8 protein-coding genes are annotated in these 11,086 nt (G+C 60.9%); 6 read left to right on the top strand and 2 right to left on the bottom strand.

Annotated elements, in window-relative coordinates:
- Window positions 1-2 precede the first annotated feature (2 nt).
- Genes trbC through EOE18_RS10805 form a run of 5 tightly spaced genes read left to right on the top strand, consistent with a single transcriptional unit; the run spans window position 3 to window position 7,826 of the window.
- The gene (gene trbC, locus EOE18_RS10825) at window positions 3-761 is read left to right on the top strand and encodes a type-F conjugative transfer system pilin assembly protein TrbC (RefSeq protein WP_127709361.1); all 759 of its coding nucleotides are present in this window, start codon (window positions 3-5) and stop codon (window positions 759-761) included.
- Entirely contained in the window at window positions 758-2,671 is a 1,914-nt protein-coding gene (locus EOE18_RS10820) for a conjugal transfer protein TraN (RefSeq protein ID WP_127709359.1), read from the top strand. The genes trbC and EOE18_RS10820 overlap by 4 nt, the downstream gene beginning before the upstream one ends.
- Complete coding sequence (locus EOE18_RS10815) at window positions 2,655-3,605, top strand: conjugal transfer protein TraF (RefSeq protein ID WP_127709357.1); 951 nt, start codon at window positions 2,655-2,657, stop codon at window positions 3,603-3,605. Before EOE18_RS10820 ends, EOE18_RS10815 begins: the two co-directional genes overlap by 17 nt.
- Entirely contained in the window at window positions 3,605-5,035 is a 1,431-nt protein-coding gene (locus EOE18_RS10810; RefSeq protein ID WP_127709355.1) for a conjugal transfer protein TraH, read from the top strand. The genes EOE18_RS10815 and EOE18_RS10810 overlap by 1 nt, the downstream gene beginning before the upstream one ends.
- A gap of 10 nt (window positions 5,036-5,045) precedes the next feature.
- On the top strand, window positions 5,046-7,826 hold the full coding sequence (locus EOE18_RS10805; protein WP_127709353.1) for a conjugal transfer protein TraG N-terminal domain-containing protein: 2,781 nt from the start codon (window positions 5,046-5,048) through the stop codon (window positions 7,824-7,826).
- Between the two features lie 12 nt (window positions 7,827-7,838).
- On the opposite strand, the gene EOE18_RS10800 is transcribed toward EOE18_RS10805, so the two are convergent.
- Both EOE18_RS10800 and EOE18_RS10795 read right to left on the bottom strand, forming a co-directional pair.
- Window positions 7,839-8,186 (bottom strand): hypothetical protein, encoded by a 348-nt coding sequence (locus EOE18_RS10800; protein WP_127709351.1) that lies wholly within the window; start codon window positions 8,184-8,186, stop codon window positions 7,839-7,841.
- Between the two features lie 320 nt (window positions 8,187-8,506).
- A complete protein-coding gene (locus EOE18_RS10795; protein WP_127709349.1) occupies window positions 8,507-9,979 on the bottom strand; it encodes a hypothetical protein in 1,473 nt (490 codons plus the stop codon).
- 240 nt (window positions 9,980-10,219) lie between these two features.
- Here EOE18_RS10795 and EOE18_RS10790 point away from each other — a divergent pair, with 240 nt between their 5' ends.
- A complete protein-coding gene (locus EOE18_RS10790) occupies window positions 10,220-10,999 on the top strand; it encodes a hypothetical protein (protein WP_127709347.1) in 780 nt (259 codons plus the stop codon).
- Window positions 11,000-11,086: the final 87 nt, after the last annotated feature.

Here is an 11,086-nt window from a genome sequence, read left to right as displayed (position 1 = left end):
AGATGCGCAAATCTCTCCTGTTGCTCGGCTCACTGGTCGCCCTCGGCGGTGTCGGCACGGTGCTGGCCCAGACCACGGTCGATGGCCTCGATCTCGATGCCATCAACAAGGCAGCGCAGGCCCATGCCCGCAACCTCGGTCAATTCGTCGACCAGGTGCTGGGCCATCAGGCCGAGGCCAACGCTGATCTGGCTGAGGATGTCGAGGCGCTGGTCGAGCGTTCTCAGGCCAAGGTGAAGGCTGAGGCCGCTGTTCGAGCTCAAATGGCCCCGACCGGCGATGCAGTCGATCTCGATGCGCTGGTGGCGGATGCTGGCCACAGCATGGCGCCATCCCCGCAAGCTGCCCCGATGCTGATTGCCTTTGCCAGCCTGTCGATGCCGCCCGAGTCCCTGAAACGAATGATTGCCGACGTTTCCAAGGCGGGCGGCATGGTGGTCTTCAGGGGGTTCTCGCCCGGTGGCCCCAAGCCCTTCATGGCAGCGCTCCACGAAGCTATCGGCGATACGTCCGGCGCTCATGTCAGCATCGATCCGCGGCTTTTCCGTGCCTTTGGCATTGAGGCGGTGCCCACCTATGTCGCGGCTTCGTCCAGCTTCGACCTGTGTTCGGGCGAGGACTGCGCCAGCAGACCCACGCCTTATGACCGCATCGCCGGCAACGTCACCACCCATTTCGCGCTCGAGACCATCGCGCAAGGTCGTGGCCCGGGCGCGCCGGTTGCAAAACAAGCGCTGGCCAATCTGGACCGCATGCCATGAGGGGGCGCGCGATCTTGCTGGTGGGTTTGGCTTGCCGGGCATTGCTCGCTAGCGCGCCACTTTCCGCCCAGACCGTCGATCCCAAGGCTGCGGCCAGCGCGATTGCCAGCCAGTTGCAGGGCCAGGTCACCGGCAATGTCACCAGCCAGTCCGCGCCCAATGCCGTGCCGGGCTATGGCGGCGCCGATCTGCCGCAAGGCCAGTATCTGTCCAACCCGAACAGCCTTGCAGGGGACGGCGCGGTCGCCGCAGTCACCTCGCAGCCCTATGCCATCGTCACCAACCCGAACCGACCAGTGGTCGATGCCTCAAGCCTTGGCCTCTCGAGCGCCAAGCAGGTCGAGAGCAGCCCGACGAGCTACACCGGGATAGTGGGGAGTTCACAGGGCAATTGCCAGCCCATTCCGGCCAGCAGCGGCACGAGCAGCACCTATTACGATTCCTGCCAGATTGGCACGGCCGAAACCGACAGCAGCTTCTCCTGCACGATTGGCTGGACCAACCAGTTCACCAGCGCCTACCAATACACCTGCCACACCTCGGAATGGGACATCTACAACCCCAACACCGGCGGCACGTTCTATTGGGGCGAGGTTTCAGACTGTGGCAGTTTCGCCAGCCAGTCTTCCTGCACGCAGGTCAGCCAGACCAAGAAGCCCTCGGTCACCAACTGGCCGCCCGGCGCGGGCCTCGGCATGGTTTTCACCGAGACCGACACGACCTACAATTGCGGCGCGCAGACCAATTACGGCGCGAGTGCCTCGAAGACCTATTGCATCAATCACACGACGCTCTGCTTCGAGCCTCCGCCGCAGGATCAGGCGCCGGGTGTGCCGGGCGCGGCCTATGTCGGGCCAATCCAGATCTATCAGGGCTCGAGCGTCGACAATGCCGATTGCCAGGCCAAGCTGAAGGCTCTGCCCACGGGCCAGACCTGCCTGCAACCCAGCCAGGTCTGCGTCGAGGCCTCGCCAACAACTCGCACCATCAATGGCGTCGCGGTCACGCACGATTGCTGGCAATGGCAGGCGAGTTACCAGTGCAGCACACTCTCGAATGCGAACGACTGCGCAACGCTGTCGGCCAAGAGCAATTGCAGCTTCGACCACGAGGTCTGCCTCGACAGCCCGCAGGTTGGCGCCTGCCAGGTCAAGAGCGAGGTCTACAAATGCACGACCCCGGCCACGAGCCAGACCACCCAGGCCTATTCGTGCAGCGGGGACGTCTATTGCATCGATGGAAGCTGCACCCAGCTTCCGACCTCGCCAGCGCCTGATCTGGCCAAGACCTTGGTCGCGATGAACGCGATGAAGGACGCCAAGCAGCAGTTTGACGCCAACAAGCTGACGATCTTTGATGGCGATGCCACCGGCTGCCACAAGCCGCTGTTCGGCCTTGTCAATTGCTGTGCAGGCAAGGTTTCCGGCCTGTTGACCGGCGCTGCGGCCGCCACGGCCGCCATCGGCCTCGCCTCGGGCAATCCGGCCATGCTGCTTGGCCTTGTAACCCAGTTCCTGCCACTCTTCATGTGCTCGGGCGAGGAGATGCAGCTCGACGTCAAGGACCGCATGGGCCTGTGCCACTATGTCGGCGAATATTGCTCGCAAAAAGCCCTCTTCGTCTGCACAACCATGCGCAAGAGCTACTGCTGCTACCAGTCCAAGCTCGCCCGCGTAATCCAGGAACAAGGCCGCGCGCAATTGGGGCTGGATTTCGGGAGCCCGCAATCGCCCACCTGCACCGGCTTCACCGTCGACCAGTTCTCCAAGCTCGACCTCTCCAAGATGGATTTCGCGGAAGTCTTTGCCGACTTCACCAGCGCCGTGTCGCTGCCCGCCTCGCTCCAGACCTCCGCCCAGATCCAGCAGAAGGTCCAAGCCTACTACCAAACCCATGGTCAAGGATCCTGACGCCATGCGCAAAGCTTCACGCCCGATCACCGCCACGTTCGCCGCCTTGCTCGCTGGCGTCAGCCTTCTTGCGGCCAGCCCGCTCATGGCGATGGACAGCCCACAAGCCAGCCTCACACTGGAACAGGAGGACACGTCCAATCGTGAGGATGTGAACCCGTCCACGCGTGAACAGTTGGACAGCGCCACAGGTGAACATGTGGACACGTCCAGCGTTACCGGCGATCCCTTCTATTGCGGCGAGCGTAAGCTGGGCACCTGGTTCTACTGCGAGCGCCCGAAACCCAAGCCCAGCGAGCCGGCGGCCTCGGCCAGCGCCGCCTCTCCAACCTACCGACAGCAGCTCGACAAGATCGGCGCGCGCCTTGAGGAACTAAAGGCCAAGGCAATCCTCGAGCCAACCTCGGACAACATCATCGCCTATGTCCGCTACCAGCGCGAGCAACTCGACCGCGCCTCGACCTTTGCCGATGTCTGGGAACGCGCGATCTGGCAGCACCCCGATCTCGATTACACGCTCCAACGCCCGGTCAGCACGCTGGGCAAGACCGCATGGCTCGCCCAGCGCAAAACCGACCGTGAGGCCGTCATCGCCTCGCTCTCGGAACGCTATGGGCTGTTCTTCTTCTACTCGTCGTCCTGCGGGGCCTGCGAGGTGTTCTCGCCCATCGTCCGAACGCTCTCGGACAAATACCACCTCTCGGTCCTGCCGGTCTCGATGGACGGTGGCCCGACACCCGCCTTTCCGCGCTATGTCGTAAACCAGGGGCAATATGAGAAGATGGGCCTTGAAGGCGGTCAGGTACCGGCGCTCGTGCTCTTCGACACTTACCTCAAGAAGCCGATCCCGATCGGTTACGGCATCATGGCCGAGGACGAGGTGCTGCAACGCATCTTCTACCTCACCAGCGTCAAGCCGGGGAGCGACTTCTGATGCGCTGGCCCCAAGCGATCCGCCATTGGCTGGCCCGCGCGGTCACGGTGCTGGCGCTGGGCAATCTGCTCTGCGTCCAGACTGCGCAGGCTGATGTGAACGGCCAGCTCAATTCGTTTTTCTCGAACCTCGGCGGGGCGGCTAATGCCACCGGCCCCGTTGCCTATAACGGCCAGCAGGGCGGCTATTACTCTGGAGGAAACCTCTGGGTCCGTTTTCCCGCCCAGACGACCTACCAGTTGGGCTCGCTGCAAATGCCCAGCGTCAAGGCAGGCTGCGGCGGCATCGACATTTTCACGGGCGGTTTTTCTTTCATCAACACCGACCAGATCGTCGCCGCCATGAAGGCTGCGGCCAATGGCGCGCTGGCCTTCGTCTTCGACCTCGCGATCAACGCCATCTCCTCGCAGATCGGAACCTCGATCGAGAAGATGATGCAAAAGGTCCAGCAGTTCACCCAGCACAGTCTCGATGCCTGTCAGGCAGGCCAACAGGTGGCAGCCGGCCTTGCCGGTATGGTAGGGGCGCGCGACAGCCAATTCTGCAAGATCATCGGCAACAGTCAGGGCGTTTTCTCTGACTGGGCATCGTCCGAGCAGGGCTGCGGCACAGGAGGCAGCCAAAGTTCGACCATCAAGGGGAACTCGGACAGCACAATCCCGGCCGGCCCCTACAATTACACTTGGGTAATGCTGAGCCAGAAATACCCAAGCTTCGACACCGCCTTCAAACAATATCTGATGAGCCTTGTCGGCACGGTGATCTACCAGCCCGGCACCAGCGACACCCAAGGCCCAACCTTCAAGTTTCTTGGCCAAGGCGATCCAGCGCTCATCACCGCGCTGCTCGATGGCGGCAACAGCGTCACCATCTATGCCTGCGACACCACCGACAAGTGCCTCAACCCCTCGCAGACCAGCCTCTCGGTCAGCACCGCCAATGCGCTCAAGACGCGGGTCTACAACCTGCTGATCGACATTGCCGGGCGCATTCAGGGCAACCAGCAACTGACGTCGGAAGAGATCGGCCTGCTCGGCGCGACCACGATCCCGCTCTACAAGATCATGGTGGTCAATGCCGCAGCGAGCTTTGGCGGCATGAACACGGCTGACATTTCCAGCCTTGCCGAAATCACCTCGGTCGACCTGCTGGAAACCATCGTTGGCCAGTTCTACAGACTCGTGACTGACGGCCAATCTTCCTTCCAGAACGCCGATCCGCTGACCCTCAAGCAGTGGCAGGATCAGCTCCGCGATGTGACCAAGACGCTGGACGCGCAGGTCGTCCATAATTCCGAGCGGCTGACCCGCACCGAGCAGATCCTCGAGCGAACGATCCGCATCGAGGCGACGCTACGCAACACCATGTCCCCCCAGATGACCGCCGCCCTCCAGTTCGAGAGATCGCTCGGCCAGCACCCCCTTCAGTGAGATCAGCCCCATGACCGTCAATGTCATCACCAGCGGGGGCGGTCAGTATATCGTCAACGTGCTCAACGCCGTCGCTGCCTGGACCGGCGGCGGCGGTTTCCGCTCGATGCTGCAAGTCGTGATGGTGATGGGCCTAGGCTACAGCCTGCTGGTCATGGCCTTTTCGCTCAACTGGCGGGTGCTGTTCCACTGGTTCCTCTCGGCCACCGCCATGTACATGTGCATGATCGTGCCCACGACCACGGTGGTCGTCTCCGACACGATCAACCCGACGGCGGGCAATGGCGCGGTCGCCAATGTGCCGATCGGCCTTGCCATGGTCGCCAGCTTCTCGAGCCAGATGAACAACTGGCTGACCAAGACAGCCGAGAGCGTTTTCACCATGCCCTCGGCGCTGACCTATAGCGCGGGCGGGATGATTTACCCCACCCGGCTCAACGATTTGACCAGCCAGTTCACGATCGCCGATCCGATCATGAAGGCCAATGTCGAGGGCTATCTGGCCCAATGCACCTTCTATGACATCCTGCTGGGCCAGGGGAATGGCTGGTCGACACTGGCGAGTTCGCCTGATCTGCTCTCCGCCATCGGACCGGGCTCGCCGGCGCGCTCGACGACGTGGATCCCCGCTGGCGGTGGCACCGCTTCGATCATCGGATGCCAGAGCGCCTATCAGGCGATCGTTCAGGCCTTTCCGGCGCTGACCACCGCTGGGATCAACGCAGCGGCGCCCGCCTTCTATCCTAACCTGCCTGCCGCCAGCGCAGTGGCCAAACTCAAGAGCGATCTGCCCACCATGGTGCAGACCTATTACGGCGGCACCTCGATGAGCGCGCAGACGATCTTCCAGCAGCGCAGCCTGGTGAATGCCTTCATGGAGGCGCGGGCCAATTTCGGATCTGGCGGGGGCGACACCTTCGCCGCGCTTCACGCCGATGTGCAGGCGCAGAACAGCTATATCTCGGCGGCGCGGCAGGCGATGACCTGGGTGCCGGTACTGAACCTTGTCCTCACCATCGTCTTCTATGCGATGTTCCCGGTTGTCTTCCCGCTCTTCCTGTTTCCGCAGACCGGGCCGGCACTGCTGAAGGGCTACCTCACGGGCTTCTTCTATCTCGCCTCCTGGGGGCCGATCTATGCGGTGCTCCACATGTTCATCACGCAATACTCGGCGGCGCAGCTTTCCGCGCTCGCGCCCACTGGCATGACGATGGCGACGATGGCGGGCATCGATTCCGTCAACCAGAACATGGAAACGCTGGCCGGCTACCTCCTCATGTTCGTGCCGGTGATGGCTGCCGGCATGGCCAAAGGCGCCATGTCCATCGCGTCCAACACCACCGCCATGTTGGCACCCGCGATGCACGCGGCCGAGGCTGCGGCTGTCGAGCGCACCACCGGCAACTATGCCTATGGCAACAGCCAGTTCCAGAACGTGACCGGCCATCAGGTCAACACCGCGCCCACCTGGAATGTCGCTGCCAGTTCCATCCCGCAAGTCAACATGCGCGGGGACAATGGCACGATCACCTCGACGATGGCCGATGGCTCCACCATCTATAACACCAGTGGTGCGATCAGTCGCTTCGGCTTCTCGGCCAGTGAGATGCAGAGCGTCACCGGCAACCTTCAGCAGACCGGCGCGCAATATCACACGCGCGCCAATGCGCTGCGGGAGACCTCGGCCGAGCGCTGGAGCAAGGGCATGCGCACCCTCGACAGCCTATCGTCCGGCTCGCGCCGTGCGAGCGGCAGCGAAGGGGCGACAGGCGGTCAGGGCGGGAACACCACAACATTGTCCGACCGGCAGGGGACCGATTCGAAGCAACATACCGGCACCAACCGCACGATTGGCGAGAACCTGACTTCTGGCCGCTCGCTGGGCCATGCCGAGACCAGCACGTTTGGGATCAATGCGGGCGCGAAGGCGGGTGTCGGCGGCAAAGTGCTGGGCGCCGAAGTCGGAGCTTCCGCTGGGGGCACGTGGGATCATCGGTGGACGAAGACCACCAGCGATCAGGAAGCCCATGGTACCAGCGACAGCCTCAGCCAAAGCCAGGGCAGCAGCGTCACGCGCTACCATGCCAATGGGCAGGACATCACGCTCACCGATGGCGGCTACTGGCGTGATGGCACCTTCCACCGAGTCGAGAACTTTTCCGAAAAGCGCCACGCCATCGAGCGCGATTTTTCTGAAGCCCAATCGTTGGAGCGGCAGGCGACCCGCTCCGATGAAGTCGGCTCGCGCCTCGAACGCATGGCCTCGCTCTCGCGCAGCAACGGCTACCAGATTTCCGACGACATGAGCCAGGTCATTGCCTCGCGCTATGCCGAAATGGCGGCAAGCCCCGAATTCCGCGATCTGGGCGCGCCCTCACTCACCAACACCACACCCTCCACCCATCAGCGCGAAGTCCGTAACATGATCGTCGGGCGCATTCTGGAGCAATATGCGGCCGAGGGCTTGGCGCCGGTTCGGGCGGGTCTGGTGGATCCGGCTGCGGCGATGGGTGCCGTGCCAGCGCCCGCTGAGTTTTCCATGCCGCAGGTAACACCTCGACCGCAGAGCCGCCGCGGGGCAGGATCAGCGGACCGCCACTCGCCCCAGAACCCCGAGGTTGGGTCGGGCACGGCCCATCATGCGCCAGGCGATGATGCCGCAAGGGCTGCGATCCAGCGTGGGGCGGCACAAGTGGCTGGAGATAATGCGGCGGCCAGACGGGGGTTTGAAGCGAGAGCGACGTCTGCAAACGCCGATGGAGCTAAAATTCGTGATGACCTCAAACCCTAATGGGGCAGTGGCCTATTTCTGGGTTTGAAAGGCAGTATCTGCCTGGAAGGAAGAATGGACCCGTTCGAGCCGCTCGGCAATTTCTTGACGTTGCTGGTGGTCCCGAAAGGCATAGAGTCCCCCGAAAACTCCGACGGCAACCAAGATAAACGGCACGATAATCATCACCGCCGTGGCGATCTTCCGCTGCCAAGCAATGGCCTGATGGCTCTTCAGGAAGGTGGGGATACGATCGTACTCGAGCGCCATCAGCGCTTCGGCCTTCGACCCACGGAAGCCAGCCTCGCGCAAGGCTGCATTCTCAGCAGTCAATTGCTCGACCTGAGCCTTGAGTTGGGTGATTTCATCAAGTTTTGACATAGCAGCAGAATATGCAAAACAGGAACATATTGCAAACAAATCCGAAGGGCATGTCTTCACGACTGCCTACAGACCCGCAGTTCAAGGCGCCATGCGGCAGTGTCGGCGCCCGCCTTTCATTTACCACATTCGGCGAACAACCGAATGTCGTGGGCTGGGACATAGTTGCCCTTCCCATGCCACAGGTTGAGCGGCGGCTACTTGTCCGAAGCAGACGTACAGCTATTGCCCGAGCTGCGTCGCACAGGGACGAGAGTCTCGATCGCTTGCCTGCCCAGCGCCCGCCAGCCTGCGGACCATCAGGTCGTATTGGGTCGAGGTCATTTCCACTGCGATGGAGCCGGCACCAGGAGCTCGGCTTCAAGGTAAGCCAAGAGACCTACCATAAACTCTTCCTCGGTCGTCGCGAAATCAGCGGCGAGTTTGCGGGCGGTGGCTTCGGCATCCTCGATGGCCCCAAGATCAGGTTTGCCGCCAACTTTGGGCAGCCCTTTCAGATGGTCCATCAGGCGTTCCTTGGCGCTCTGCTGGCGCTGGGCGAAATACGCGGCCTTAGCCTTCTGTCCACGCACGGGTCCCAACTTGCGCATAGCTGCCGAGACCTGTTTGAGAACGATTTGGTTTTGCGGGCGCTCGATACCGGCTTCGTCATCGAACCAGTCGGCCGCGCCGCTCTGGCTAAGGGTGATTTGAGGGGCCAAATGCAGCAGCCCGGAGGGGATTTCGCGGATCCCCGGATTGACGATCTCCAGACTACGGCCCGCCGAGGCGTCGAGCCATTCCCGCAAAGCGGTGTTGATGTGCAGGTCGCCAAAGCCATATCCGATGCAGATCAGGCGATCGACGAAGTTCAAGTTGGCTCGGAAGTGTTCGAGCATCCGGACGGGAAGAACCTGCGAACTGCGGACGTCGAACTTGAAGGCACCGGCCAGTAGGGTGCGGCGCAGGAACTGCATTACTCCGTCATCGTCAGCGTAGGCAATTTCATTGAGCGCACCCACCTGGCCGCTGGGAAACCCTGGATGGATGTAACGCAGATCCTCATTGGCCGCCCGCAGTGCGGCGATGACGCCTTCAGGGCCATCACCGTCGGGCATGAGCTTGAGAAGGTCTTTGCCGTCGTTGAAGGCGAAAACGTCGAGGGCACCGTGAATCTTCAGCAGGTAAATGCCAGGCTCGGGTGGATTGGGAAACGGCATCGCCCCACGCTCGATCGTCGCCTCGTCTAGGACGGCGGCGTTGAGCCGGCCCTTGAGAATTCCGGCCTTATCGCGCAATGGCAGTGTGATCGTGGCTGGACCAAAACCGCTGTGCAGCGGAATCCCCAGACGCGCTGCGATGGCCTCGATCATTACATCGTGGTTCAGTGAAAAGATCCGTAGCGTCTTACCGCCGTCGGTTAAGCTCTTGATGCCGTCAAACAGCGGAAGGTGTCCGGCCAGATAGTCGGCGTTGTTGATCTGACGGCTGTAGAGCAGATAGTAGGTCATCTGCACGAACCACGAATAGAGCCCGTGGTAATGCTGTGCGAACGACCGCTGGCGCCGCCATTGAGTCTCCAGGTAACCGAGCAGTGCTTCGTAATGCAGGTCGGAGCGTTCAAGGACCGAGACGAAATCGTCGATTACCTCGTCGGGATAGCCTCCGCCTTGCTCGCGCCACCCAGCGTTAAACTTACGCAGCTTCTCAGGCGTAAGCAAGTTCTTCAACTCCGTGGTGAGCTCCCAAACCAGCGGCATACCCAGTTCGTAGGACGCGCCCGCGCCGATCAACAAGCCGGTGGATTTCTTCAAGCTCTTACTCCATGTTATAGCAAAGCGAAGCTACAGCTATCCGCCGATATTTACGATGGGGATCAGGGCCGTGGCTGAGGCGGGGCGAAAGCTTCTTGCGCTAACCGATCACGTTCCAGCCCGCTTGCTGGCTCTCGCAATTATTTCTACTAAACTCGTATCATAGGTTGTCGCGTCGTAGGCGGCCTCTTAAGCTCGACCTGAGAGTCCGATAGCTAGAGATTGCACGGGAGGGGCAGATTGAGCATCTACACCAGTGGCCAGTTTATTAAAGAACTGAAAGAGCGACCAGAAAACTTCTACATCATCCACTACTCATGCGAGAGTCTTTACGACGAGAATGATGCGCTTTCGCCTAAAATCACATCTATAGCAGTGACGCATTACGCTACCGAGCAGACTGTCAGCTTCTCTACGCATGCGATCGCAGAGGAACTGCACATCGCGCGCGAAAAGGTCCGTGACAACTTTGATGAAATCGAGAAAAAACTCCTGACGGACTTTTACGATTTCGTCAGGGACCGCCGCGACAAGCATTGGGTTCACTGGAACATGCGAAACCTCACGTTCGGATTCGAGCATCTTGAACATCGCTACCGCGTACTTGGCGGCGTTAACGCACCGGTCATACCGGTCGAGCGCCGCTTGAACCTGAACGACTTGCTGGCTGACCGCTACGGTGGAAAATACGCACCGCATCCCAAGATGAAGTCACTCTGGGACCTTAATGGTGGCGTCCACCGGCACTTTCTCGATGGGAAGGAGCAAGTTCAGGCTTTCCAGAACAATGAGTTCATAAGGATGCATAATTCCACCTTGGCGAAAGTTGGATTTTACTTCTACGTCATGAAGAAGCTCGTTAGCGGAAAGCTTCATACCGCTTCCCGTGGTTTGGGAGTCACTCTCGACCGTATTTTTGAAGGCCGCAGCGCAAAGGCTATCGGGCTGTTTGGCACATTTGTGACTATTGGTGTCGGAATTTGGCAAGCAGCCATTTGGTTTGGACTAATCAAAGGATAGCCGCGCCGAATTTTCGGTGATTTGCTGAGCGTCCGTTTTGACAAGCGTGCTCGGTGGCTTCTGACACGACCGGACGATGATGTACGC

Source organism: Novosphingobium umbonatum, assembly GCF_004005905.1.
Taxonomy (GTDB): Bacteria; Pseudomonadota; Alphaproteobacteria; order Sphingomonadales; family Sphingomonadaceae; genus Novosphingobium; species Novosphingobium umbonatum.
The sequence above is the reverse complement of the archived record's forward strand: the minus strand, read 5'-3'. Positions and strand labels throughout refer to the sequence as shown.

Coding starts and splice junctions, on each gene's coding strand:
- trbC (WP_127709361.1), top strand. CDS start 3: ATGCGCAAATCTCTCCTGTTGCTCGGCTCACTGGTCGCCCTCGGCGGT.
- EOE18_RS10815 (WP_127709357.1), top strand. CDS start 2,655: ATGGTCAAGGATCCTGACGCCATGCGCAAAGCTTCACGCCCGATCACC.
- EOE18_RS10805 (WP_127709353.1), top strand. CDS start 5,046: ATGACCGTCAATGTCATCACCAGCGGGGGCGGTCAGTATATCGTCAAC.
- EOE18_RS10810 (WP_127709355.1), top strand. CDS start 3,605: ATGCGCTGGCCCCAAGCGATCCGCCATTGGCTGGCCCGCGCGGTCACG.
- EOE18_RS10800 (WP_127709351.1), bottom strand. CDS start 8,186: ATGTCAAAACTTGATGAAATCACCCAACTCAAGGCTCAGGTCGAGCAA.
- EOE18_RS10820 (WP_127709359.1), top strand. CDS start 758: ATGAGGGGGCGCGCGATCTTGCTGGTGGGTTTGGCTTGCCGGGCATTG.